This window comes from Curtobacterium sp. MCBA15_005 (assembly GCF_001864855.1).
Classification (GTDB): Bacteria; Actinomycetota; Actinomycetes; order Actinomycetales; family Microbacteriaceae; genus Curtobacterium; species Curtobacterium flaccumfaciens.
The window spans coordinates 104,127-128,953 of record NZ_MJGL01000008.1 but is presented as its reverse complement, the minus strand read 5'-3'; the positions used below and the strand labels follow the sequence as shown (position 1 = coordinate 128,953).

The 24,827-nt window shown below is 70.9% G+C and carries 25 protein-coding genes and 3 tRNA genes; 14 read left to right on the top strand and 14 right to left on the bottom strand.

Going from position 1 to position 24,827, the window contains the following annotated elements:
- Positions 1-99 precede the first annotated feature (99 nt).
- A complete protein-coding gene (locus BIU89_RS06575) occupies positions 100-3,669 on the top strand; it encodes a bifunctional proline dehydrogenase/L-glutamate gamma-semialdehyde dehydrogenase (RefSeq protein WP_071245299.1) in 3,570 nt (1,189 codons plus the stop codon).
- Positions 3,670-3,784: 115 nt separating this feature from the next.
- Here the strand turns inward: BIU89_RS06575 and BIU89_RS06570 are convergent, their stop codons facing one another.
- The 8 genes from BIU89_RS06570 to BIU89_RS06535 form a co-directional block, all read right to left on the bottom strand.
- Entirely contained in the window at positions 3,785-3,982 is a 198-nt protein-coding gene (locus tag BIU89_RS06570; RefSeq protein WP_035809337.1) for a hypothetical protein, read from the bottom strand.
- Between the two features lie 10 nt (positions 3,983-3,992).
- Positions 3,993-4,535, bottom strand: coding sequence for a dihydrofolate reductase family protein (locus BIU89_RS06565; RefSeq protein WP_071245297.1), 543 nt, complete (start codon positions 4,533-4,535; stop codon positions 3,993-3,995).
- A 33-nt stretch (positions 4,536-4,568) separates the two neighbouring features.
- Positions 4,569-4,913 carry a hypothetical protein gene (locus tag BIU89_RS06560; RefSeq protein WP_071245295.1) on the bottom strand — a complete coding sequence of 115 codons (345 nt, stop codon included), beginning with the start codon at positions 4,911-4,913 and terminating at the stop codon, positions 4,569-4,571.
- Positions 4,910-5,905: an SDR family oxidoreductase gene (locus BIU89_RS06555; protein WP_027467045.1), complete on the bottom strand. Its 996-nt coding sequence runs from the start codon at positions 5,903-5,905 to the stop codon at positions 4,910-4,912. The genes BIU89_RS06560 and BIU89_RS06555 overlap by 4 nt, the downstream gene beginning before the upstream one ends.
- Before the next feature lie 70 nt (positions 5,906-5,975).
- On the bottom strand, positions 5,976-6,737 hold the full coding sequence (locus BIU89_RS06550) for a YqjF family protein (RefSeq protein ID WP_254791520.1): 762 nt from the start codon (positions 6,735-6,737) through the stop codon (positions 5,976-5,978).
- On the bottom strand, positions 6,734-7,567 hold the full coding sequence (locus tag BIU89_RS06545; RefSeq protein ID WP_071245291.1) for a nitroreductase family protein: 834 nt from the start codon (positions 7,565-7,567) through the stop codon (positions 6,734-6,736). The genes BIU89_RS06550 and BIU89_RS06545 overlap by 4 nt, the downstream gene beginning before the upstream one ends.
- 3 nt (positions 7,568-7,570) lie before the next feature.
- Positions 7,571-7,951: a hypothetical protein gene (locus BIU89_RS06540; protein WP_071245289.1), complete on the bottom strand. Its 381-nt coding sequence runs from the start codon at positions 7,949-7,951 to the stop codon at positions 7,571-7,573.
- Positions 7,952-7,961: 10 nt separating this feature from the next.
- A complete protein-coding gene (locus tag BIU89_RS06535) occupies positions 7,962-8,399 on the bottom strand; it encodes an Lrp/AsnC family transcriptional regulator (RefSeq protein WP_017887694.1) in 438 nt (145 codons plus the stop codon).
- A gap of 245 nt (positions 8,400-8,644) precedes the next feature.
- On the opposite strand from BIU89_RS06535, the gene ddaH reads away from it, so the two are divergent.
- Together ddaH and rocD are read left to right on the top strand one after the other, a co-directional pair.
- On the top strand, positions 8,645-9,553 hold the full coding sequence (gene ddaH, locus BIU89_RS06530; protein WP_071245287.1) for a dimethylargininase: 909 nt from the start codon (positions 8,645-8,647) through the stop codon (positions 9,551-9,553).
- A complete protein-coding gene (rocD, locus tag BIU89_RS06525) occupies positions 9,553-10,782 on the top strand; it encodes an ornithine--oxo-acid transaminase (RefSeq protein ID WP_071245285.1) in 1,230 nt (409 codons plus the stop codon). Before ddaH ends, rocD begins: the two co-directional genes overlap by 1 nt.
- Before the next feature lie 121 nt (positions 10,783-10,903).
- On the opposite strand, the gene BIU89_RS06520 is transcribed toward rocD, so the two are convergent.
- Positions 10,904-11,896: an NAD-dependent epimerase/dehydratase family protein gene (locus BIU89_RS06520; RefSeq protein ID WP_071245283.1), complete on the bottom strand. Its 993-nt coding sequence runs from the start codon at positions 11,894-11,896 to the stop codon at positions 10,904-10,906.
- Positions 11,897-11,954: 58 nt separating this feature from the next.
- Positions 11,955-12,584 (bottom strand): hypothetical protein, encoded by a 630-nt coding sequence (locus BIU89_RS18045; protein WP_139178850.1) that lies wholly within the window; start codon positions 12,582-12,584, stop codon positions 11,955-11,957.
- Between the two features lie 243 nt (positions 12,585-12,827).
- On the opposite strand from BIU89_RS18045, the gene BIU89_RS06510 reads away from it, so the two are divergent.
- Positions 12,828-13,838 carry an aldo/keto reductase family protein gene (locus BIU89_RS06510; protein WP_071245281.1) on the top strand — a complete coding sequence of 337 codons (1,011 nt, stop codon included), beginning with the start codon at positions 12,828-12,830 and terminating at the stop codon, positions 13,836-13,838.
- A gap of 198 nt (positions 13,839-14,036) precedes the next feature.
- Here BIU89_RS06510 and BIU89_RS06505 read toward each other — a convergent pair.
- The 3 genes from BIU89_RS06505 to BIU89_RS06495 all read right to left on the bottom strand — a co-directional run bounded on the left by BIU89_RS06505 (position 14,037) and on the right by BIU89_RS06495 (position 14,313).
- Positions 14,037-14,109, bottom strand: a tRNA-Phe gene (locus tag BIU89_RS06505).
- Position 14,110: 1 nt separating this feature from the next.
- Positions 14,111-14,187: transfer RNA gene (locus tag BIU89_RS06500), tRNA-Asp, on the bottom strand.
- A 53-nt stretch (positions 14,188-14,240) separates the two neighbouring features.
- Positions 14,241-14,313: transfer RNA gene (locus BIU89_RS06495), tRNA-Glu, on the bottom strand.
- 258 nt (positions 14,314-14,571) lie between these two features.
- On the opposite strand from BIU89_RS06495, the gene BIU89_RS06490 reads away from it, so the two are divergent.
- Positions 14,572-15,849, top strand: coding sequence for a M23 family metallopeptidase (locus BIU89_RS06490; protein ID WP_071245279.1), 1,278 nt, complete (start codon positions 14,572-14,574; stop codon positions 15,847-15,849).
- A 34-nt stretch (positions 15,850-15,883) separates the two neighbouring features.
- Positions 15,884-17,344 (top strand): C40 family peptidase, encoded by a 1,461-nt coding sequence (locus BIU89_RS06485; RefSeq protein WP_071245276.1) that lies wholly within the window; start codon positions 15,884-15,886, stop codon positions 17,342-17,344.
- Positions 17,345-17,593: 249 nt separating this feature from the next.
- Here BIU89_RS06485 and BIU89_RS06480 read toward each other — a convergent pair whose 3' ends face one another.
- Positions 17,594-18,085, bottom strand: a complete 492-nt coding sequence (locus BIU89_RS06480) for an inorganic diphosphatase (protein WP_027467055.1) — start codon at positions 18,083-18,085, stop codon at positions 17,594-17,596.
- A gap of 64 nt (positions 18,086-18,149) precedes the next feature.
- Between BIU89_RS06480 and tilS the strand changes: the two genes are divergently transcribed.
- The 8 genes from tilS (at position 18,150) to BIU89_RS06440 (ending at position 24,823) form a co-directional block, all read left to right on the top strand.
- Positions 18,150-19,169, top strand: coding sequence for a tRNA lysidine(34) synthetase TilS (gene tilS, locus BIU89_RS06475; protein WP_071245272.1), 1,020 nt, complete (start codon positions 18,150-18,152; stop codon positions 19,167-19,169).
- A 9-nt stretch (positions 19,170-19,178) separates the two neighbouring features.
- On the top strand, positions 19,179-19,730 hold the full coding sequence (hpt, locus tag BIU89_RS06470; protein ID WP_017887686.1) for a hypoxanthine phosphoribosyltransferase: 552 nt from the start codon (positions 19,179-19,181) through the stop codon (positions 19,728-19,730).
- A gap of 158 nt (positions 19,731-19,888) precedes the next feature.
- Entirely contained in the window at positions 19,889-21,877 is a 1,989-nt protein-coding gene (gene ftsH, locus BIU89_RS06465; protein WP_027467057.1) for an ATP-dependent zinc metalloprotease FtsH, read from the top strand.
- A gap of 6 nt (positions 21,878-21,883) precedes the next feature.
- The gene (gene folP / locus BIU89_RS06460; protein ID WP_173032459.1) at positions 21,884-22,852 is read left to right on the top strand and encodes a dihydropteroate synthase; all 969 of its coding nucleotides are present in this window, start codon (positions 21,884-21,886) and stop codon (positions 22,850-22,852) included.
- A complete protein-coding gene (gene folB / locus BIU89_RS06455) occupies positions 22,849-23,238 on the top strand; it encodes a dihydroneopterin aldolase (RefSeq protein ID WP_027467059.1) in 390 nt (129 codons plus the stop codon). Before folP ends, folB begins: the two co-directional genes overlap by 4 nt.
- Positions 23,235-23,789 carry a 2-amino-4-hydroxy-6-hydroxymethyldihydropteridine diphosphokinase gene (folK, locus tag BIU89_RS06450; protein ID WP_071245270.1) on the top strand — a complete coding sequence of 185 codons (555 nt, stop codon included), beginning with the start codon at positions 23,235-23,237 and terminating at the stop codon, positions 23,787-23,789. Before folB ends, folK begins: the two co-directional genes overlap by 4 nt.
- The gene (locus BIU89_RS06445) at positions 23,786-24,277 is read left to right on the top strand and encodes a DUF3180 domain-containing protein (protein ID WP_027467060.1); all 492 of its coding nucleotides are present in this window, start codon (positions 23,786-23,788) and stop codon (positions 24,275-24,277) included. The genes folK and BIU89_RS06445 overlap by 4 nt, the downstream gene beginning before the upstream one ends.
- Positions 24,278-24,301: 24 nt before the next feature.
- Positions 24,302-24,823: a PH domain-containing protein gene (locus BIU89_RS06440; RefSeq protein ID WP_071245268.1), complete on the top strand. Its 522-nt coding sequence runs from the start codon at positions 24,302-24,304 to the stop codon at positions 24,821-24,823.
- The last annotated feature ends 4 nt before the right edge of the window (positions 24,824-24,827 follow it).

The following is a 24,827-nucleotide window of genomic DNA, read 5'->3' as shown; positions in this document are numbered from 1 at the left end:
TCGGACCGCGCAGCGACCCCTTTCATCCGCTCGGATGACTCCTGGTCGACGTACGGCGTGCTCCGAGGTCGCGTCGGACGTGCGGCATACGATCGGGGGATGCCGAGTGCTCGCCTCCAGGACACCACCGATGACGCCGTCGCGCTCGTGCGCCGGTGGCTGGCGGCGTCCGCCGGGGTGAAGCCCGACCCGGGCGCGGTCCGTCTGGCCGAGGTCCTGCGCGACGAGCAGGGCCTCGACTTCACCCGGGGTTTCGTGGACAAGGTCGTCCGCCCCGAAGACCCCCGCGTGGCGGCACGGAACCTCGAGCAGCTGAGCCGTGACGTCCCCGACTTCCTCGCCTGGTACCTGCGCGGGGCGGTGACGCTCGGCGGTGGGTTCGCCACCATGGCGCCGTGGGCCGTGATCCCGACCGCGCGCCGGATCCTGCGCCGGATGACCGGGCACCTGGTCATCGACGCGAGCACGAGCAAGCTCGGCCCGGCCCTCGCGAAGGTCCGCGGTCCGGGCACGCGACTGAACGTGAACCTGCTCGGCGAAGCCGTCCTCGGCAGCGCCGAGAGCGACCGACGCCTGCAGGGCACCATGGACCTGCTCGCCCGCGACGACGTCGACCACGTGTCGATCAAGGTGAGCTCCGTCGTGCCGCAGACCTCGCCGTGGGCCTTCGACCAGACGGTCGAGCGCGTCGTCGACCGGCTCGTCCCGCTCTACCGTCTGGCCGCGGCTCCGACGGCCGCCGGACGCCCGGCCAAGTTCATCAACCTCGACATCGAGGAGTACCGCGACCTCGACGTCACCCTCGCCGTGTTCCGGGCGCTGCTCGACCGTGACGAGTTCGCCGACCTGCAGGCCGGCATCGTGCTGCAGGCCTACCTGCCCGACGCCGCGGGAGCGCTCGACGCGCTGACCGAGTGGGCGCAGGAACGCCGGGCGCGCGGCGGTGCCCCGATCACGGTGCGGCTCGTCAAGGGCGCGAACCTCGCCATGGAGCACGTCGACGCGATCCTGCACGGGTGGCCCCTCGCCACCTGGGGCAGCAAGCGCGAGACCGACACCGCCTACCTCCGGATGCTCGACGCCGCACTGACGCCGGAGCGCACCGACGCCGTGCGGATCGGGGTCGCCGGGCACAACCTGTTCGACCTCGCCACCGCGTGGGTGCTCGCGCAGCGCCGCGGGGTCACCGACGCCGTCGACGTCGAGATGCTGCTCGGCATGGCGTCCACCCACGCCCAGGCCGTCCGGGCCGACGTCGGGCAGGTCCTGCTCTACACGCCCGTCGTGCAGCCGGACGAGTTCGACTCGGCCATCGCGTACCTCGCCCGGCGCCTGCAGGAGAGCGCGAGCCCCGAGAACTTCATCGCCGCCGCAGCCGACATCGACCACGACGCCAGCGTCTTCGAGCGGGAGCACAGCCGGTTCCTGGCGTCCGTCGCCGCACTCGACGAGCCCGTCCCCGCCAGCCACCGCACGCAGGACCGCCACCGTGCCCTCGGCGAACCGGTCCTGCGCGACGCGTTCCACAACGCCCCCGACACCGACCCGTCCGTCGCCGCGAACCGGGCCTGGGCGCTCGACGTCCTGCGCCGGGTGCCGCGCTCGCAGCTCGGCGCACAGACGATCCGCGGCGCGAAGGTCGCCGACCGCTCCAAGCTCGAGCGGATCATGGCGCGGACCGCCCAGGCCGGCGTGAACTGGGGGCGGCAGGACCCGTCCGACCGCGCCGAGCTCCTCGACCTCATCGGGCACGAACTCGAGACCCGCCGCGCCGACCTGATCGAGGTGATGGCCGCCGAGACGGGCACGACCGTCGCCGAGGCCGACGCCGAGGTGACCGAGGCCGTCGACGCCGCCCACTACTACGCCGAGAGCGCCCGGCGCCTCGGTGACGTCGAGGGCGCGCAGTACGTGCCGCCGCGGCTGACCGTCGTCGTGCCGCCGTGGAGCTCCCCGGTCGCGATCCCCGCCGGTGGCGTGCTGGCGGCGCTCGCCGCGGGCAGCGGTGTCGTGCTCAAGCCCGCGCCCGAGGCGAAGCGCTCCGGTGCCGTGCTCGCCGACGTGCTCTGGGACGCCGGGGTGCCGCACTCGCTGCTGCAGCTCGTCGACCTGGCCGAGGACGAACTCGGCCGCGACCTCATCGGCCACCCCACGGTCGACCGCATCATCCTGACCGGCTCGTCCGACACCGCCCGCTCGTTCCGCTGGTGGCGTGCCGGACTGCCGCTCACCGCCGAGACGAGCGGCAAGAACGCCATCGTCGTCACGCCGAGCGCCGACCTCGACCTGGCGGTGCAGGACATCGTGCAGTCCGCCTTCGGGCACGCCGGACAGCAGTGCTCGGCGGCGTCCCTCGTGATCCTGATCGGGTCCGTGGGTGAGAGCGAGCGCTTCCAGCGGCAGCTCGTCGACGCCACCCGCACGCTCCGGGTCGCGTGGCCGGACGACCCCACGGCGCAGGTCGGCCCGCTCGTCGCCGAACCGCAGGGCACGCTCCGCCAGGGACTGACCGAGCTCGGGCCGGGGGAGTCGTGGCTCGTGCAGCCCGAGGCGGTCGACGACTCCGGCCGACTCTGGTCGCCGGGCATCCGGGACGGCGTCCGACCCGGCAGCGACTTCCACCAGACCGTGTACTCCGGCCCGGTGCTCGGCATCATGCGCGCCGAGACCCTCGAGCAGGCGATCGCCATCCAGAACGGCACCGACTTCGGGCTGGCGGCGGGCATCCACTCGCTCGACGTCGACGAGGTGTCCGAGTGGCTGGCCCGGGTCCACGCCGGCAACCTGTCCGTCAACCGCGGCATCACCGGTGCCGTCGTGGGGCGCCAGCCGTTCGGTGGCTGGAAGGGTTCCTCGGTCGGCACCGGCACCAAGGCCGGCGGCCCGATGTACGTCGCGACCCTCGGCCGCTGGCAGCCCACACCCCGGACCGTGCACAGGAGCATCCAGCTGCACGGCCTGCCCCCACGCGTCACCGCGGTGATCGAGGCTGCACGCAGCGGGCTGTCGTTCGAGGAGTTCGACCGTGTCCGAGCCGGAGCCCTGAGCGACGTGCATGCACGAGAGACGCTCTTCCGGTCGCGGGACCTGTCCGGTCTCGTGGTGCAGCGGAACGTGCTGCGCCACCGACCCCAGTCCGTCATCGTGCGCCAGGCCGAGGACGCCTCGACCGTGGACCTCGTCCGGACGCTCGTCGCCGCGACCTCGGCACGCGCGCACATCCTGCTCAGCACGGCTCGGCCGCTGCCGGGCCCGCTCACGCAGCTGCTCGCGTCGAACCGGTCCCCGCTCGACGTCGTCGACCACCTGGTCGAGTCCGACCAGGAGTTCCACGCCCGCGCGTCGTCGGGGGCCGTGTTCCAGGCGGACTGGTCCACCGACCAGGACGACCAGCCGGTCGACGCGCTCGAGGCCGTCTTGTCGCAGGGCCAGGACCGGCCGGCCCACACGGCGTTCGGTGGTCCCGGTGCCCGGATCCGGTTGCTCGGCGGTGACCCGCTCGCCCTCGAAGAAGCCCTGGGTGCGAGCATCGACGTCGCGATCCACGACGCCCCCGTGGTCGAGGCCGGTGTGATCGAGATGCTGCCGTACCTGCGTGAGCAGTCGGTGTCGATCACCGCGCACCGGTTCGGCGACGTCGACAGCGACTTCTCCGAGCTGCGCGTCTAGGCGCTTCGCGCGTCGCGCATCGCGCGTTCCACTTCGTGCGTTCCGCTTCGTGAGCAGAAGAGGTCGGGTTCCCAGACGGGACCCGACCTCTTCTGCTCACGAAGTGACCCGAGGATCAGTCCTCGGCGTCACCCGCGTCTTCGTCCTCGACGCCGGTCTCGTCCATGCGGTCCCGCAGGTGGTCCGCCATCGCGCCGGCGCCCTCACCGGCGTGGTCGTGGTCGACCTGCTCGATCAGGCCCTGCAGCTTCTCGTGGTTCGTGGCATCGGTGGCACCGTCCATGACGGGCTCGGTCTGCTCGTTGTCGCTCATGCTCCGGACGCTACGCCGCGGTTGCTGCGGAACGGTAGTGGAGCTCGACCGCCCCGCCGTCGAACTGCGTGGTGCCGACGAGCTCGAACACCGGGGTCGGTGCGGCGACCGGCAGCAGGGGAGCTCCGCCGCCGAGCGCGACCGGCATCACGGTGACCCGCAGCTCGTCGAGGATCCCCGCCTGCTGGTACTGCGCCGCGAGCAGTCCGCCGCCGACGACCCAGACGTCACGCCCGGCGGCCTCGCGCTCGAGGTCGGCCTGGTGGTCGCCGACCTCGCCCGAGACGAAACGCACGTCGACGCCGTCGGGCACCGGCAGGTCTCGGGTCGTGAACACCCACGTCGCCAGGTCCGGGTATGCCCACGTGTCGTCGTGCTCGAGCACCCACTCGTACGTCGTCGACCCCATCGCGATCGCCCCGACGCCGGCGAAGAACCGGTCGTGGTGTTCCTGGAACGGCTCGAAGCCGAACTGCAGCAGCCAGTCGAGGTCGTCGTCGGGTGCAGCGACGAAGCCGTCCAGCGAGGACGCGACGGAGTAGATCGTGCTCATGCCGGGGACGCTACCGAGCACCCCCGACAGGAGTCAGCGACGACCGCTGCGACCGACGACCGCTGCCTCGGCGACCGCGAGCACCGCGGCGATCCAGAGCTGGTCGAGCGCGAACCGGCGTCGACGCGGATCGGCGACGGCCAGCGGCACCATCGTCACGCCGTGCAGGGCGTCCACGACGGCGCTCAGGGTGTGCGCGTTGCCGGAACCAGCCCGCGCGACGAGCGCAGCCTGTGCGAGCTGACGGACCCCGAGCACGCCGTGCAGCACGGCCTGGTCCGACCCTCGGGCCGCACGGCTCAGGTGCCACAGGCCGAGCCCGGCACGCGCCAGCTCGACGACGGCTGCCCCGTTACCGGCGGACGACCGGCGGCTCATCGTCGGCGTCCCGCGACGAGTGCAGCGGCACCGGCCGCACCGAGCACCGCCCCGATGATGCCGTTGCCGACCCGGCGGTGCTCCACCCACCAGGTTTGCGGGGACCAGGCGTGCGCTGACTCGTCGAAGACCCCGTGCGCGCCGTGGTCGCCCGGAACCGGCTCGTACAGGTTGTCCCGCATCTCGAGGCCGTCCTTGTCGGGGGCCTGCTGCCCGTCGACCAGCGTCTTGGCGGCGTACCAGTCGGCGAAGCGTCCGCTGATCCGGTTGCCGAGGATCGTGTAGACCGTCGACTCGCCCACCCAGGTGCGGCTGCGCGGTCGTTCGGCCACGGCGGCGATGGCGCGGGCGCCGACCTCGGGCTGGTAGATCGGGGCGACCGGCTGCGGGTGGTGCGGCAGCTTCGACTTCACCCACTGGAACTGGATCGTGTTGAGGGCCGGCATGTCCACGCGGGACACCTTGACCTTGCTGCCCTGTTCGCGCAGCTCGGAGACGACGGACTCGGTGAACCCGACGATCGCGTGCTTCGCGCCGCAGTACGCGGCCTGCAGCGGGATCCCGCGGAACCCGAGCGCCGAACCGACCTGGATCACGTGCCCACGACCGCGGGGGACCATCCGCGACAGCGCCGACCGGGTGCCGTTCACGAAGCCGAGGTAGGTCACGTGCAGCGCGCGCTCGAAGTCCTCCGGGGCGGTGTCGAGGAACTTCCCGAACACCCCGACCATCACGCCGTTCACCCACAGGTCGATCGGTCCGAGCTCTCGCTCGACCCGGTCGGCGGCTGCCTCGACGGCGTCGCGGTCGGAGACGTCGGCGACCAGGGCCAGCCCGCGTCGCCCGGCTGCCTCGACCTCGGCGACGGCGGCGTCGACGCCCTCCTGCCCGCGGGCCAGGACGGCCACGTCCCACCCCCGTGCGGCGAGCTCCCGGACGGTCGCCCGTCCCAGTCCTGCGGATCCACCGGTCACCACTGCCACTCGAGTCATGGCTCCCTTGTACCTGCGGTCGACCGTGCACCACTCAGCCGCTGTCCCCCGATGCGGCAGCAGCCGTGCCTCAGCGCCCCCGACCGAACCGCGTCGTGACCCCCGGCGAGTAGAGCACCGAGTCCGGCTCGAGCTCGGTCAGCCCGAAGGGCAGCCCGGCCGCTCCGACCAGGTCGTCCCGCAGCGACACCACCGAGGCCCGGTGCAACGGCCACGACTCGTGCTCGTTCGGCCAGAACCGTGTCCGTCCGGCCCGGTGCACGTGCATGCCCCACCGCGCCGTCAGGAACGTCTCGAGGGGCCCCGGCTCGTCGAGCACCTCGCCCACACGGACGTCGAGCATCGACCGCAGGTGGGTGCCGTGCCGCCGCATCGCGTACCCCACGCGGCCGTCACCGCTGCGCGACTCCGCGACCGCCCACCGGTACGGCAGCCCGGTCGCGACGCGTGCGCCGATGGTCGGCAGGAGCTTGCCGGCGTCGAGCGACAGGAACACGACCCCGCGTTGCCCCTGTTCGTCGACCGTGTAGACGCGGACGTTCAGCTCGACGAAGTCGCCGATGCTCCCGGTCGAGAACGGCGGGAACCGGGTGTCCTCGAACCGGAACGCGATGAGGCCCACCCAGGTGGTCACCCCGTCGTCGGTGCCGTCGAGCGCCATCGTGTCGGGCCGCGTGCCGGCCGGCAGCAGCGGGGCCACCGCCGACACGTCGACGCGCCAGTGCACGAAGACGACGTCGAGCCAGTCCTGCGAGATCCAGGGACGGCCCGGCAGACCGGGGGCCACGGCCTGGAGGCCCGGGGTCACGTGAGTGGGTCGGGTGTCGGTCACGATGTGGTCGCCTCCGGTTCGATGTGGGCTGCGACGGGTGCGTCGTCCCACCCCTGCTGCGGGGTGTCGCAGGTGCCGCGGAACACGTACTGCGAGGGACGCTTCCGCTCGCTCGACGTCCAGTCGATGGCCGGCCGTCGTCGTTCCGGGGGCAGGTACCCGATCCGGTAGACGGCCATCAGCTCGAGCGACTCGGGCACGCGGAGCAGTCCCTCGATCTCCTCCCACGCGCCGGGGGTCTCCATCGGGAAGGACACGAACTGGATCCCCAGACCGAGCTCGGTCGTCGCGAGCCAGATGTTCTCCATCGCCGCGCCCATGCTGAACACCGAGTAGAAGCCGGACAGCTCCTCCTTCCGGTACTCGTGGCGGTCGAGCATCACGCCGAGCAGCAGCGGCGACCCGGCGACGAGCTTCCGGTTCTCCTCACCCAGGGTCTGCGGCACCCGGAGCGTGTTCATGAGCAGCTGTCCGCGCTTCGTGAACACCTGCTTCGTGAACGGCCGCAGCGGCCCGGGGAGCTTGTCGAACAGCATGCCGTCGCGCCGCTCGTCCATCTCGGCCTTGGAGAACCGGAAGTACGGCTTGTACCGCTCGAAGAACGTGCCCTCGGCCATCGTGCGGGTCATCGAGCTGCCGCTGATCTCGGCGACGCGGTCGATCGTCTGGCGTTCTTCGATCAGCACGAAGCGCCACGGCTGGCTGTTGAGCTGCGACGGCGCCCGGCCGGCGAGCTCCATGAGCAGCCGCTGGTGCTCGTCCGACACCGGATCGGGCAGGAACGGCCCGTTCGTCGTGCGTCGTCGTCGGATGGCCTCGAACAGCTCCACTGCTCACCTCTCTGATCGCCTGCGTGCGAGCACGGCCCCCAGGTAGGACGGTGCGGCGGCGACCGCGACCCTCCAGTGTGCTCCGGAGCGCGGGTTCGTGCGTGGAGCGACCGCCAGGGGCACGAGTGCCGGCAGCAGGAACAGTGCGGTCCGGTCGCGCGTCCACGCGGGGGTCGTCGCGGCGACGCCGGTCAGGGTCGCGGTCACGACGAACAGGCCGTGGTGCACGACGCGGAGCTTCTTCGTGCGGATCAGCCGCACGGCGACCGCGGTGCCCCACAGGCAGTTCGCGACGTAGGCGACGCTCGCAGCGGTGACCAGCTGCCGGGCCGGGCGCGATCCCGTGGGTGCCGAGCCGCGCCTCCAGACCGCCTTCCGTCCCATGCGTGGGACGTTACGCGGTCTCTCGACTGACGAGCTTGGAGAGCACGATCGCGGAGCGGGTGTGGTCGACCTGGGGTGCGAGGCGGACCTTGTCGAGCGCCTCTTCGAGCGCGGACAGGTCCTTCGAGCGCATGTGCACGACGGCGTCGGCGCTGCCGGTGACCGTGCCGGCGTCGATGACCTCGGGGACGGTGTCGAGCAGGGCACGCAGCTCGTCGGGCGAGACGGTGCCGCGGCAGTAGAGCTCGACCCAGGCCTCGGTGCCGCGGTCCTCGACGGCGGGGTCGACCTTGATCGTGAAGCCCTGGATGACGCCGTCACCGACCAGCCGGTCGACGCGGCGCTTGACGGCCGAGGCCGAGAGTCCGACCACCGACCCGATGTCGCCGTAGCCGGCGCGGGCGTTGTCCCGGAGCTGATCCAGGATGCGGTGGTCGAGCGTATCCATTTGTCCCCATCGTACGCGGACTTGTTGCGAGGCTGGTGGGTCTCGCGCACGAAACGTGCGTCACCCGAACGGGTGTCACGGTCCCGCAGGCGGGGGACTGCGCTCCGTGGAAGGTCTGTGGAAGGATCGTCACGGCGTCGACCTGGTCCGCTGCGGTGAGTGAGCCTGCATCTCACCGGAGCTCTTCTCCTCGTTCCGTTTCGGTTCCTGGCAGGCTCGGGCCCCGGTCCCTTCCAGGAGGACTGATGTCGAACACCGCACCCGCCCCCGAGTCCGTCGCCACCCCGGCCCGTGTCGCCACCAAGCGCACGATCCTGATGTGCAAGCCGGACTTCTACACCGTGAGCTACCGGATCAACCCGTGGATGCACCCGGAGGAGCCGACCGACACGTCGAAGGCCGTCGAGCAGTGGGAGTCGCTCGTCGCCGTCTACGAGCAGCTCGGCTTCGACATCTCGTACATCGACCCGATCGACGGCCTGCCGGACATGGTCTACGCGGCCAACGGCGGGTTCGTCCTCGACGGCATCGCGTACGGCGCGAAGTTCCAGTACCCGGAGCGCCAGCCCGAGGGCCCCGCGTACATGGACTGGTTCCGCCAGGCCGGTCTGACCGTCGCCGAGCCGGAGCAGACCAACGAGGGCGAGGGTGACTTCCTGCTCATCGGGGACACCATCTTCGCCGGCACCGGCTTCCGGTCGGACAGCACCTCGCACGACGAGCTCGCGAAGATCTACGGCCGCGAGGTCGTCACGCTCAAGCTCATCAACCCGAGCTTCTACCACCTCGACACCGCCATCGCCGTGCTCGACCCCGAGCCCGCCGTCGACGGGACGAGCAACATCGCGTACCTGGAGAGCGCCTTCGACGAGCCGTCGCTGGCGATCCTGCGCGAGCGCTTCCCGGACGCGATCATCGCCACCGAAGAAGACGCCGCGATCCTCGGTCTGAACTCGTACTCCGACGGGTACAACGTCGTGATCGCCGCCCGGGCTGTCCGGTTCGCCGAGCAGCTGCGCGAGAAGGGCTACAACCCGATCGGCGTCGACCTGTCCGAGCTGCTGCTCGGCGGCGGCGGCGTGAAGTGCTGCACCCTCGACCTGCACCCGGTCGGCACCGGCACCTCGGTCGCGCGTTCGCTCGGGGTCAGCTAATGTCGGCGGCAGCGTCGCTCGGGGTCAACACCGCGGCGGCGCTCGCCGTCGAGGACCGCGCCCTCGCGCACAACTACAGCCCGCTGCCCGTCGTCATCGCGTCGGGTGCCGGAGCGACCGTCACCGACGTCGACGGCAAGCAGTACCTGGACGGCCTCGCCGCGTACTCGGCGGTGAACTTCGGCCACGGCAACCCGCGGCTGCTCGACGCCGCACGGGCGCAGCTCGACCGTGTGACGCTCACGAGCCGCGCGTTCGTGAACGACCAGCTCGGGCCGTTCGCCGCAGCACTGGCAGCGTTGACGGAGACCGAGATGGTCCTGCCGATGAACACCGGTGCCGAGGCCGTCGAGTCCGCGATCAAGGTGTCCCGCGCCTGGGGCTACCGCGTCAAGGGTGTGCCGGCCGAGCGGGCGACGATCATCGTCGCGTCCGGGAACTTCCACGGCCGCACCACGACGATCATCTCGTTCTCGGACGACCCCTCGGCCCACGATGACTTCGGGCCGTTCACGCCGGGCTTCCGCACGGTGCCGTACGGCGACGCTGCGGCGCTGCGCGAGGCGATGGACGAGACCGTCGTCGCCGTGTTGCTCGAGCCGATCCAGGGCGAGGGCGGCGTGGTCATCCCGCCGGAGTCGTACCTCCCTGACGTCCGCGCGGTCTGCGACGAGTTCGGCGCGCTGTTCATCGCCGACGAGATCCAGTCCGGCCTCGGTCGCACCGGACACACGCTCGCGGTGCAGCGCGTCGGGGTCCGCCCCGACCTCATCACGCTCGGCAAGGCCCTCGGCGGCGGCATCGTGCCGGTGTCGGCGGTCGTCGGTTCGGCAGCGGTCCTCGGCGTCCTGCGCCCCGGCGAGCACGGGTCCACCTTCGGCGGCAACCCGCTCGCCGCGGCCGTCGGCGCCGAGGTCGTGGCGATGCTCGGAGAGGGCACCTTCCAGCAGCGGGCTCTCGACGGCGAACCGCTGTTGCGCGGCCTGCTCGACGACCTGCTCGGCAAGGGTGTCGTCTCGCACCGCGTGGCCGGACTGTGGGCGGGGATCGACATCGACCCCGCGCTCGGCACCGGCAAGGCGATCTCGAAGGACCTCGCCGACCGCGGGCTCCTGGTGAAGGACACCCACGGGTCGACGATCCGCTTCGCGCCGCCCCTGGTCGTCACCGACGACGAGGTGCGCTTCGCGATCGGAACCCTGGCCGACGTCCTGACGGCGCGCGCCTGACCTGATCCGCAAAACACCGGTGTTCGCGCGTTGAACCCCCGCATCCCGCGGTGCGGAGCGCGAACACCGGTGTCTTGCGTGCGCCGGCGCGCGTCACCCGATGCGCAGCGACCAGTGCGGCTCACACGGCCCAGCGCGCCGCCAGCTCGTCCATCAGGGCATCGAGCCGCTCGTCGACGACCTGCTCCTCGGGGTGCGCCTCGTACCAGGCGATGACCTCGCGCACACCCTGCCGGTAGGTGGTGCGCGGCAGGTACCACGGCACGAGCGACCGGACCTTGCTGTTGTCGAACACCGAGCTGTTCGCCTTGTCGCCGAGCAGCGCCGCGCCCCACTCGGGGTCGACGGCGGCGATGGCATCCGCCGGCACGTGCACGATCCGCAGGTCCTCGACTCCGGCCGCCGCCGCGATCTCGTGCGCGATGGCGTTCCACGTCGGCGCCTCGTCGCTCGTGATCGTGAAGGGCTCACCGATCGCCTCGGCCCGGTCGAGCAGCCCCGTGAAGCCGACCGCGAAGTCGCGGCTGTGCGTCAGGGTCCACAGCGAGGTGCCGTCGCCGGTGATGATGACCGGCTTGCCGGCACGCATCCGAGTGACCGCGGTCCAGCCGCCGGTCAGCGGCAGCTTCGTCTCGTCGTAGGTGTGCGACGGCCGCACGATCGTCACCGGGAAGTCCTGCTCCCGGTACACCTGCATCAGCAGTTCCTCGCATGCGATCTTGTCGCGCGAGTACTGCCAGTACGGGTTCTTCAGCGGCGTCGACTCCGTGATCGGCAGGTGCGTTGCCGGCGTCTGGTACGCCGAGGCCGAGCTGATGAACACGTACTGCCGCGTCCGCCCGGCGAAGAAGTCGACGTCGGCCTGCACCTGGTCCGGCGTGAAGGCGATCCAGTTCACGACCACGTCGAAGCGCTGGTCGCCGAGTGCGTCCGCCAGTGCGCTGCGGTCCGACACGTCGGCCTGGAGGCGCGTCACACCCTCCGGGATCGGCCTGCCCCCGGTGGTCCCCCGGTTGAGCACGGTGACGTCGAACCCCTGCTCGACGGCTTCCCGGACGCAGGCGGCGCTGATCACGCCGCTCCCGCCGATGAACAACACGCTCGCTCCGGTCATGGATGCTCCCTCGATCTCCGCGGCGCAGCCCTGCGCCGAACCCCTCCGATCCTGCCCCTCAGATGCTGGGTCGGGCACCGAGCACCGTGCCGAGCATCGTCACGTCCTGTGCCCAAGCCGCGGCGCCGGGGTGGATCCATCCGAGCAGTTCGATCGCGTAATCGTGGTCCCGCCGAAGATCACGCCCATGGATCGGCTCGTGGTGCGCGGCGCGGTTCCGCACGAAGTGCAGTTGCTGCATACGTGTCCGAACCTCGCGCTGGCGAGTCAGCGCATCCGCCGGGCCGTGTGGGAACGCGCGGTGGAGTGCCGGTGTCCACAGGGCCGTCAGGTAACGAGACTCGAACAGGTACCGCCAGAACCCGAAGCTCAGTTCGGCGACGACTCGCCCGTGCACTTCTGCTCGTTTCCCCCCTCGCGTGGCACGTCGTCGCGCGACGACCAGATCGTTCTTGCCTTGGGCGTCGAGGGGAACGACGTCGAGCCAGGATGAGCCGGGGTGACGAGCAGTTGCCCAAGCGCGGAGCTGCACGTCTGCGGCGTTGCGGACCACGATCTCGACCGCCCCGGTCAGCTCCATCACGGCAGCTGCAGCTCGCATGTTCCATTCGTAGAGCCCGACAGCGCGTGCGTCGTCGGGCACAGCGTGGAAGTAGGAACGAAGGCGTTCCCGGGTCAGCAGGTCCACTACGTCCGCCGGCTCCACGCGACCTCCAGTTGACATCGAACGCACGCCCCGTAAACTCATATATCGAAGACCCCGGAACGATCACTGGCTCAAGCCACATCGCCGGGGTTTCGTCTTTGCCGACCGTTTCTGAAACATCAGCGTACAGCGCCGCGCCGCCTTGCCGAGTGCGCGGCGACGACGTCGGACTACCGTCACGGTTCGGGTCGCACCGACGCGCCCCACGACAGGAGTGACACGCACATGGAGTACCGCTACCTCGGCAACTCGGGCCTCAAGGTCTCCGAGATCACCTACGGCAACTGGCTCACCCACGCATCCCAGGTCGAGAACGACGCGGCGATCGCCTGCGTCAAGGCCGCCCTCGAGGTCGGCATCTCGACGTTCGACACCGCCGACGTCTACGCCAACACCGGCGCGGAGACGGTCCTCGGCGAAGCGCTCAAGGGGGAGCGGCGCCAGTCCCTCGAGATCGCCACGAAGGTGTTCGGGCCGACCGGTCCGAAGGGGCACAACGACACCGGGCTGTCCCGCAAGCACATCCTCGAGTCGATCGACGGCTCGCTGCAGCGGCTGCAGACGGACTACGTCGACCTGTACCAGGCGCACCGTTACGACCACGAGACCCCGCTCGAAGAGACGATGCAGGCCTTCGCGGACATTGTGCGCCAGGGCAAGGTCCTGTACGTCGGCGTCAGCGAGTGGACCGCGGACCAGCTGCGTGCGGGTGCTGCGCTCGCGAAGGACTTCGGCTTCCAGCTCATCTCGAACCAGCCGCAGTACTCCGCGCTGTGGCGGGTCATCGAGGACGAGGTCGTCCCCACCTCGAAGGAACTCGGCATCTCGCAGATCGTCTGGTCCCCGATCGCCCAGGGGGTGCTCACCGGCAAGTACAAGCCGGGTCAGCCGCTGCCCGAGGGCTCCCGCGCGACCGACGACAAGGGCGGCGCGGACATGATCAAGCGGTTCATGCGCGACGAGGTGCTGTCCTCGGTGCAGGAGCTGCAGCCGGTCGCCGACGAGCTCAACCTGTCGATGGCGCAGCTCGCCGTCGCGTGGGTCCTGCAGAACGACAACGTCGCCTCGGCGATCATCGGGGCCTCGCGTCCGGAGCAGGTGCACGACAACGCGGGCGCTGCCGGCGTCACGATCCCCGCGGAGCTCATGTCGCGGATCGACGATGCCCTGGGCGCCGTGGTCGAGCGCGACCCCGCGAAGACGAACGACAGCAGCCCGAAGACGCGCGAGGCCTAGCCGCCGAAGCCGACGTGCGGAGGCGACCCGCGCCTCCAGGCCGTCGGCGAACCGGCGCGAACGCGAGCCGCACAACCGGAGTCACCCCGAACTGCGCTGCTGCGTGGTTCGGGGTGGCTTTGGTTGTGCGCTGCGACCGACGTCACACCGCTCAGACAACGGAAAAGGCCCCCTGCCGAAGCAGGGGGCCTTCACCGGTGGCTGGACACGGCATCGATCCGTGGACCTTTCGATTTTCAGTCGAACGCTCTACCAACTGAGCTATCCAGCCGTGGCGACCCTGACGGGACTTGAACCCGCGACCTCCGCCGTGACAGGGCGGCACGCTAACCAGCTGCGCTACAGGGCCATATTGAATTGCTGTGGTGTTGTTCAGTACTACTTGCTCGCTCACTCAAGGAGTGACCCCAACGGGATTCGAACCCGTGCTGCCGCCGTGAAAGGGCGGTGTCCTAGGCCACTAAACGATAGGGCCGCAAGCAGTGCATCGCGCTACCGATGGACAAGCATACGGATGCCCCCCGGGTTTCACAAATCCGACCCCGCCAACCATGCATCCCCGGCGTGTCGCGGCGTCAGCGCACGGGTCTCCGATGCTGTCGGTGCGAGCATCGTCGGCGGCCGCACCCCTCGTCCGAGGGGCTGTCGAGCCTGCGACCCGTGTTGTTACTGTTGCACCTGTTAACAGTGTTACGTGCGTGAGCCTTGCCGCGCTGTTACGAAATCGAGATACATGTCGACCTCCACTCCCTTCTCCCTCCGCACCCGCAGCCGCCTGATCGCCGCCGCGCTCGCCGTCGCGCTCACGGCCGGCACGCTCGCGGCCCTTGCCCCGACGTCGTCCGCCAGCGCTGCGAGCTACCCCAGCTGGGACGAGGTGCAGCAGGCGAAGTCGTCGACCAGCGCCCAGCAGGCCAAGGTCAGCGAGATCAAGTCGCTCATCTCGTCGCTGAAGAGCGAGGCGGCTGCCAAGCAGAAGACAGCCCAGGCCGCGGGCGAGGCGTACCAGGCCGCGCAGAGCAAGTACGACGAGGCGACGCTCAAGCAGAAGTCGCTGCAGTCCCAGGCCGACGAGGCCGAGCAGACCGCCGCGCGGTCCGAAGCGCAGGCCGGTCAGCTCGCCGCGCAGCTCGGTCGGGCCAGCGCCAACGACGTGACGACCGACATCCTCACGCACCCCTCGGACTCCGGTGACCTGCTCTACGAGCTCGGTGCCATGTCGAAGCTCAGCGAGCAGGCCGACGGCATCTACTCGCAGGCCTCGCAGGACCGCGGCACCGCCCAGGCCCAGGCCGACAAGGCGGACACTGCAAAAGCAGCCCTGGGCGACCTCGCCGACGCCGCACAGTCGAAGATGCAGCAGGCCCAGGGCGCCGCCGACGCCGCACAGACCGCGGTGGACGCCCAGAACGACAACCAGTCCCGGCTCGAGGCGCAGCTGACCGCGCTCACCTCGAAGCAGCGCGGCGTCGAGGCCGACTACCGCAAGGGCGTCGCCGCCGAGAAGGCCCGACAGGCCCGCCTCGCCGCAGCCGCCGCGAAGGCAGCCGCGAAGGCCGCAGCCACGAGCCAGGGTGGCACCGGCGGCGGCACCGCGAACGCGTCCGGCTGGGTCCGACCCGCCGGCGGGTACCAGACCAGTCCCTACGGCTACCGCGTCGACCCCTACACGCACGTCAGCGCCCTGCACGCCGGCGTCGACCTGGCCCCGGCCTGCTACGCCCCGATCTACGCGGCACACGACGGCACCGTCACCTTCGCCGGCAACGGTGGCGGGTACGGCAACGAGGTCATCCTCGACAACGGCGGCGGCATCTCCACCGCGTACGGCCACGTCGTCGACGGCGGGATCATGGTCGCCGCCGGCCAGCGCGTCACCGCGGGACAGCAGATCGCCAAGATCGGCTCGACCGGCTGGTCGACCGGGTGCCACCTCCACTTCGAGACCCGGGTCAACGGCGCTGCCGTCGACCCGGTCCCCTTCATGGCAGCGCGGGGGATCTCGGTATGAGCATCAGCGCCACCGGAACGAGTCCTTCCACGTCATGACCACCTCCGCTCGCTCGTTCTCCTGCGGGATCGCGACCATCGCCGTGCTCGGCATCGGCCTGTCGGTCGTCATCGCCGGACCGGCCCAGGCCGCGCCCTCGGGTCCGTCCTGGGACGACGTCAAGGCCGCCAAGTCCGACGCGGCCGACGCCCAGCAGACGGTCGACGAGCTGAGCGACCGGCTCGGCACGCTGCAGGACGCCGCCGACCAGGCCGGTGTCGCCGAGCAGCAGGCCGGACAGGCGTACGCCCTGGCGGCGTCGCAGCAGCAGGAGGCCGAGGACACCCTCGCCGACCTGTCCGCGCAGTCGAAGCGTGCGAAGGACCGGGCGGACGACTCGGCCGGCCAGGTCGCCGGGCTCGTGGTCGAGCTGTCCCGCACGGGCGGCGGTGACCTGTCGACGACGATGCTCATGGACTCGTCGGACTCGAAGGACCTGCTCTACCGCGTCGGCACCATGTCGCACCTGTCCGAGCGCTCCGCGACCGTCCTGGCCGAGGCACGCGCCGACCAGAAGACCGTCGAGTCCCTGGCGGCCCAGCAGTCCGCCGCCGAGAAGGCCCTGAGCAAGGCGACCGAGGCGACGAAGACCACCTTCGCGACGGCCAACGACGTGGCCGCAGGCGCCCAGGCGCGGGTGCAGAAGGAACAGGACCAGCAGGCCGAGGTCCTGCGCCAGCTCGCATACCTGAAGGGCACGAGCGTCGCGACGGAGACCGCGTACTGGAGCGCGCAGCAGGCGAAGGCCGCCGCGGCCGCCATCGCCAAGCAGACGGGCGACGCCGGTACCGGGAACGCCACCGGCGGGGGCACGAGCGGCAGCGACACCGGCGACACCGGCAACACGGGCGGCACCGGCAGCACCGGTGGTGGGACCTCCACTCCGGCCGTCCCGAGCACGCCGTCCAAGCCGAGCACCCCGTCGAACCCCGGCACCCCCGCGAAGCCGAGCACGCCGTCCAAGCCGAGCACTCCCAGCACGCCGAGCAAGCCGGCACCCGCCCCTGCTCCCGCGCCGGCTCCTGCCCCGGCACCCGCCCCCGCACCGGCCCCGAGCAGCCCCTCGAAGGCCGCCGGCGCGATCTCCTACGCCCGAGGGCAGCTCGGCGAGGCGTACGTCCTCGGCGGCGCCGGCCCGACCACCTGGGACTGCTCCGGCCTCGTGATGATGGCCTACAGCTCGCAGGGTATCGCGACCGGTGGGCACAACGTCGTCTGGCAGTACAACTACTTCAAGTCGATCGGTCGCCTCGTCCCGCTGTCCCAGCGCCAGCCCGGCGACATCCTGTTCTACTCGTCGAACGGCACCGCCTCGGGGGCGTACCACGACTCGATCGTGACGAGCTACGGCACCATGGTCGAGGCCGCGCGCCCCGGCGTCGGCGTCGTCGAGCGCGCGATCTGGCTGCCGAACCAGCTCATGCCGTACGTCGCCCGCCCGAGCGGTTCCCTGTAACCCGCTCCCGGTCTGCCCGTTCTTTCCCAGAGCGGCTGCGGTACCAAGCGAGATCGGGCGTACCTGCACGGATCAACGCACCAGGTACGCCCGTTTCCACCAGGTGCAGCCCCGGCATGCCCCGCGCCACCCCCCCCCGCACGCCGCTCGGCCCGGCCCGCCCCCGCCCGACAGCAGCCACCACGCACGACACAGAACGGCGCCCGCCCTCCGGAAGGAGAGCGGGCGCCGTTCGTCGTCAGGGGATCGTCAGTGCGAGCCGGGCACGTACGCGGCCTGACCGGCCTGCACGATGCGCTCGGCCTCGGCGGCGTCGCCCCAGCCCTCGGCCTTGACCCACTTGTTCGGCTCGAGGTCCTTGTAGCGCTCGAAGAAGTGCGCGATCTCGGCCTTCGTCTGCTCCGGCACGTCCGAGATGTCCTGGATGTGTGCCCAGCGCGGGTCCTTGGCGGGGACGACGAGGACCTTCTCGTCGTTGCCGGCCTCGTCGCTCATCTTGAAGACGCCGACGGGGCGGACCTTGACGCCGACGCCGGGGAACGTCGGGAACTCGAGCAGCAGCAGCGCGTCCACGGGGTCACCGTCGTCGGCCAGGGTCTTCTCGAAGAACCCGTAGTCGGTGGGGTAGACGAACGAGGTGAACAGCACGCGGTCGAGGTAGACGCGACCGGTCTCGTGGTCCACCTCGTACTTGTTGCGGCTGCCCTTGGGGATCTCGACGACGACGTCGTACGCGGCCATGTTGCGCTCCTGTGTCTGCTTCGGGGACTGTCGTGTGTTGCGAAAGCGCGGCTAACGTTACCGGGTGAACTCTCCGCGTCCCCGGCTCGACCCCGCCGTCGCCGAGACCCGCCTGGCGGTCCGCGACCTGCTCGCCGCAGCCGTCGACGACGGTGTGGTCGCCGCAGGCGACCTGGTCCTCGTCGCACTGAGCGGCGGACCGGACTCCCTCGCCCTGGCGGCGGCCACCGCGTTCGAAGCGGGCAAGCAGGGTCTGCGGGCCGGGGCAGTGGTCGTCGACCACGCGCTCCAGGCGGGCTCCGAGGCGGTCGCGAGCCGCGCCTCCCGGCAGGCATCCGAGCTGGGACTCGACCCGGTGACGGTCCGCAGGGTCACGGTCGGCTCCGACGGTGGTCCGGAAGGCGCCGCCCGGGAGGCCCGCCACGCGTCGATCGCCGAGGTCGCGGCCGCCACCGGGTCACCCCTCGTGCTGCTGGGCCACACCCTGGACGACCAGGCCGAGACGGTGCTGCTCGGCCTGCTGCGCGGCAGCGGGCCGGACAGCCTGTCCGGCATGCAGCCGCTCGCCCGACGCGACGGCGGCCCGGCGTACGGCCGGCCGCTCCTGTCGGTCCGGCGTCACGTGACCCGGCAGGCGTGCGCCGCAGCGGGGCTCGCGCCGTGGCACGACCCGCAGAACGACGACCCCGCGTACGCGCGGGTGCGGGTGCGGAACACCCTGCTGCCGGTGCTCGAACGGGAGCTCGGTGCCGGGGTGCCCGAGGCCCTGGCCCGCACGGCCGACCAGCTGCGCGAGGACTCCGCCGCCCTCGACCACTTCGCCGAGGAGATCGCCGAGGACATCGCCGAGCACTCCGAGGCGGGCATCTCGCTGTCGGTGCGGGCGCTCGGGGCGAACCCGCCGGCGCTCCGGCAGCGACTCGTGCGCCTCGCGGTGGAGAGCGAGTTCGGGGTGACGCTGTCGCGCGTGCAGACGCTCGAGGTCTGCCGGCTGGTCACGGACTGGAGCGGACAGGGCCCGATCGACCTGCCGGGCGTCCGTGCCACGCGGACCGGCGACCGCATCGAGTTCAGCGCCGGTTAGGCTGGCGTGGTGGAACTCTCCGACGTCCAGGCAGACCTGTCCGAAGTGCTCTTCACCCCCGAGCAGATCGACGAGAAGCTCGCCGAGCTCGCGGCGGTCGTCGACGCCGACTACGCGGGCCGCGACCCGCTGCTCGTCGGCGTGCTCAAGGGTGCCGTCATGGTGATGGCGGACTTCTCGCGCCACCTCAAGATGCAGGCGCGGATGGACTGGATGGCGGTGTCGTCGTACGGCTCCGGCACGAAGTCGTCCGGTGTGGTGCGGATCCTCAAGGATCTCGACACCGACCTGCACGGCCGCGACGTCCTGATCGTCGAGGACATCATCGACTCCGGCCTGACCCTGTCGTGGCTCAAGCAGAACCTGCAGTCCCGCGGTGCCGCGAGCGTCGAGATCGTCGCCCTGCTGCGCAAGCCCGAGGCCGCCAAGGTCGAGGTCGACGTGAAGTACGTGGGCTTCGACATCCCCGACGCCTTCGTGGTCGGGTACGGCCTGGACTACGACGAGCGCTACCGCAACCTGCGCGGCGTCGGCGTCCTCGCTCCGCACGTCTACTCCTGACGGGCGGCCCGCCGCGCTCGGGTCGCACTCGGCCGACTCTGGCCCGGGGGTGAGTTCGCCCGCAGAGGACACCCATTCTCGCCACAGAATCGCGGCCGTATGCTGACCTGCACGCAACTTCGGCAGAGAAAGGTGTCGGGCACTCGCGCCCGGATCACATGAACTTCAAGCGCATCTTCCGCGGCCCGTACCTCTACGTGCTGATCGCGCTGGCGGGCATCTTCATCGGCTGGAGCGTCATCAGCCAGGGCAGCACGCAAGAGATCGACACCCAGAAGGGTCTCGAGCAGCTCTCCGATGACAAGGTCTCGTCCGCGACCATCAACTCCACCGAGCAGCGGGTCGACCTCGTCCTGAAGGACGGCGACAAGCAGGAGCAGTTCTACTACTCCACGCCCCGCGGCGAAGAAGTGGTGCAGGCGGTCAACGACGCCAACCTGCCCGACGGCTACAACGACCGTGTCGCCCAGGGCAACTGGTTCCTGTCGCTGCTCGGCATCCTGCTGCCGTTCCTGATCATCGGTGCCCTGTTCTGGTTCCTGCTCTCGAGCGCCCAGGGCGGCGGCTCGAAGGTCATGCAGTTCGGCAAGTCGAAGGCCAAGATCAACAACAAGGAGAACCCGCAGGTGTCGTTCGCCGACGTCGCGGGTGCCGACGAGGCGATCGAGGAACTGCACGAGATCAAGGAGTTCCTCAAGGAGCCCGCGAAGTTCCAGGCCGTCGGGGCGAAGATCCCGAAGGGCGTGCTGCTGTACGGCCCTCCCGGAACCGGCAAGACCCTGCTCGCCCGCGCCGTCGCGGGTGAAGCCGGCGTGCCGTTCTACTCGATCTCCGGTTCGGACTTCGTCGAGATGTTCGTCGGTGTCGGTGCGAGCCGTGTCCGTGACCTCTTCGAGCAGGCCAAGGCGAACTCGCCGGCCATCGTCTTCATCGACGAGATCGACGCCGTCGGTCGTCACCGTGGTGCCGGCATCGGCGGTGGCAACGACGAGCGCGAGCAGACGCTGAACCAGCTCCTCGTCGAGATGGACGGCTTCGACGGCAAGACGAACGTCATCCTCATCGCCGCGACGAACCGTCCCGACGTGCTCGACCCCGCGCTCCTGCGCCCCGGCCGCTTCGACCGCCAGATCGGCGTCGACGCTCCGGGTCTCGCCGGCCGCAAGCAGATCCTCGAGGTGCACGCGAAGGGCAAGCCGCTCGCCGCGAGCGTCGACCTCGAGCTGCTCGCCCGCAAGACGCCGGGCTTCACCGGTGCCGACCTGGCGAACGTCCTGAACGAGGCGGCCCTGCTGACCGCCCGCTCGAACGCGCAGCTCATCGACAACCGCGCCCTCGACGAGGCCGTCGACCGCGTGATGGCCGGCCCGCAGCGCCGGACCCGGATCATGTCCGACCAGGAACGCCTGATCACCGCGTACCACGAGGGTGGCCACGCCCTGGCGGCAGCGGCGATGCGGCACACCGACCCGGTCACGAAGATCACGATCCTGCCCCGCGGCCGTGCCCTCGGCTACACGATGGTGCTCCCGCTCGAGGACAAGTACTCGGTCACCCGCAACGAGCTCCTCGACCAGCTCACCTACGCAATGGGTGGTCGCGTCGCGGAAGAGATCGTGTTCCACGACCCGACCACGGGCGCCTCGAACGACATCGAGAAGGCCACCGGCACCGCCCGCAAGATGGTGACTGAGTACGGCATGAGCCAGGCCGTCGGGTCCGTCAAGCTCGGGTCCGGCTCGAGCGAGCCGTTCGTCGGCCGTGACATGAGCGGCGGCACCGGTCGCGACTACTCGGAGACCATCGCCCAGACGGTCGACGCCGAGACCCGCGCCCTGCTCGAGGCCGCGCACGACGAGGCCTACCAGGTGCTCAACGACAACCGCGACATCCTCGACCGCCTGGCCGGCGAGCTCCTCGAGAAGGAGACGCTCGACGCCCCGGAGCTCGTGGAGATCTTCAAGGACGTCCGCAAGCTGCCGGAGCGCCCCCAGTGGCTCTCCAGCGACAAGCGCCCGGTCAGCAACCTGCCCGCGATCGACGTGCCCGGCAAGGCCGCCTCGACCGCAGCGGACCCGTCGGACTCCGAGTCGACCTCGAAGACCCGTCGTCGCCCGTTCGGCAACCCGGGTATCGCCCCCGCGTAGGCCGGCATGACCGAGCTGCCGACGCGACGAGAGCGTCGACTCGCCGAGGTGAGTCGTGCTCGCGCCGCCGCCGCCGAACCGGCGACGGTCGCGATCGACCTCCGTGCACCCCAGCCGGTGCCGGAGGTCGTGACCGGCCGTCGCCGTGATCGCGGTGGCCCGGCCGAGGAACGCACCCGGGTGCTCGGCATCCTCAACGTCACCCCCGACTCGTTCAGCGATGGCGGGCTGCACCAGGCCTACGACGCCGCCGTGCAGCACGCACGTGACCTCGTCGCCGCCGGTGCGGACGTCATCGACGTCGGTGGGGAGTCCACCCGCCCCGGTTCCGAGCGCGTGCCCGTGCCGGTCGAGCAGGAACGTGTGCTGCCGGTCGTGCAGCAGCTCGTCGCCGAGGGCATCCCGGTCAGCGTCGACACCATGAACGCCGCGACGGCCGAACGTGCCGTCGACCTCGGCGCCGCGATCGTCAACGACGTCTCGGGCGGGCTCGCCGACCCGGACATGGCCCGGGTCGTGGCGTCGACGGGGGTCGGCTTCGTCGTCATGCACTGGCGCGGCCACAGCGACCGGATGTACCGCAACGCCGAGTACACCCACGCGGTCGAAGAGGTCCGGCGCGAGGTCGAACTCCGGGTCGCCGAACTCATCGTGCTCGGTGTCCGGCAGGAGCAGGTCGTCATCGACCCGGGCCTCGGCTTCGCCAAGCACGGCGTGCAGAACTGGGAGATCCTGGCCGGCTACGAGCGCTTCGCCTCGATCGGCCTGCCGGTGCTCGTCGCCGCCTCACGCAAGCGGTTCCTCGACGGTGTCGGGAGCCCCGAGGGCGCTCCACCCAGGGAGCGCGACCTCGCCACCGCCGCCATCAGCCTGCTCGCCGCCGAACGCGGCGCGTGGGGTGTGCGCGTGCACGACCCGGCACCGACCCGTGCCGTGCTCGACGTCTGGGACGCCTGGAGGGCAGCTCGATCGTGAACGACACCATCCGACTCACCGGGGTCCGCGCCCGCGGACACCACGGCGTCTTCGACCACGAGCGCGAGGACGGCCAGGACTTCGTCGTCGACGTGGCCGTGGAGCTCGACGCCCGTGCCGCCTCGGGCAGCGACGACCTCGACGCCACCGTGCACTACGGCGTCCTCGCCGAGCAGGTCGTGGCCGAGATCGAACGCGACCCGGTCGACCTGATCGAGACGTTGGCCGAACGCATCGCCGCGGCCGTGCTCACCCACCGTGCCGCACTGGCGACGGAGGTCACGGTGCACAAGCCGCAGGCCCCGATCACCGTGCCGTTCACCGACGTCTCGATCACCATCCGGCGCACCCGCGGCGCCACGGTGCCGGACGAGGAAGAAGAATGACCCACCGGGTCGTCGTCGCCCTCGGAGCGAACCTCGGCGACCGGGGGAGCACGCTCCGCGCCGCCGCCACCGCGATCGCCGCCCTGCCCGGGGTCGAGCCCGTGGCCTCGAGCCGCGAGGTCGAGTCGGTCGCCGTGACCCTCGATGGCCTCGACACGTCGAAGCCCCGCTACCGGAACGCCGTCGTGGTCGTCGACACCGACCTCGAGCCGCAGGCCTTCCTCGACGCCCTGCACGGCATCGAGGACGCCCACGGCCGCACGCGCGAGGTCCGGTGGGGCGACCGCACCCTGGACCTCGACGTCGTCGCGGTGGACGACCTGCGGATCGCCACGGACACCCTGGTCGTGCCGCACCCCCGGGCAGCGGAGCGCGCGTTCGTGCTCGCCCCGTGGCTCGACGCCGACCCCGGGGCCGTCCTGCCCGGTGCCGGACCGGTGGCCGACCTGCTCACCGCCGTGGGGGACGACACCGAGCGCGTCGACGAGCCGCGCCTGTTCGCGGAGCCGGCACGGGCCTCCCGGCCGGCGGGGAGCGCGACCAGCGCATGAAGCCCACCCGTGCCTCCACGCTGATCAGCATCGCCGTCGTGACGGTGGTCGCCGGTTTCGCGGTCGACGCCGTCCTGGCGTCGCGCCAGCTGCCGACCTTCCTGTTCTCGATCCCGCTCGGCATCACGCTCGCCTTCATCGGCGTCGCCGTCGTGCTCATGGCGCGCCCGGTGCGCCGGCACGCGCGCGACGGCGCCGGACGCCAGCGGCCGGTCGACCCGCTCTACGCGACACGGGTCGTCGTGCTCGCGAAGGCGTCCAGCATCTGCGGCACGCTGCTCGGCGGGTTCGCCCTCGGCCTCGTGCTGTACCTGCTGACCCGTTCCGCGACGCCTTCGCTAGGCTCGACCCTGCCGAACGTGATCGCCGTCGGGGGCGGGATCGTCCTGACGGTCTGCGCACTCGTGGCGGAGCGCATGTGCATCGCACCTCCGGGTGACGACGACGACCGTGACGATCCCCGCAACGGTTCGACGACGGTGAACTGACCGAGCAACCCCAGGAGGCCCGCGATGCCGCGTGAACGACTCGACGAGCCCGGCCTCGGCCTCGGTGGGATCGCCTGGCAGCGGGTGTCCGCGAAGCTCGTGTGGACCGAACTCATCACCACGCTCGTGATCGGTGTCGTCCTCACCGCGGGCTGCGTGCTCATCGGGATCGTCACCGACGGCTTCGGTTCCGGGGCCGGCACCGTGTGGCTCACCATCGGCATCGTCGTCGCGGTCACCACGGCGATCACCGCCGCGCTGACGCCCCGACGGGTCCGGGCCATCGGCTACGCGCTCCGCGATGACGACCTGGTCGTGCGCCGTGGCCTCATGTGGCAGCGGTTCACGGCGGTCCCGTACGGCCGGATGCAGCTCGTCGACGTCGCCCGGGGCCCGCTCGACCGGGCGCTCGGCATGAGCGAGCTGAAGTTCGTCACCGCCGCGGCCGCGACGAACGTCCGGATCCCGGGTGTCCCGGCAGCGGACGCCGACGAGCTGCGCGACCGCCTCGTCGAGCTCGCCGAGTCCCGTCGCGCCGGTCTGTAGGGGT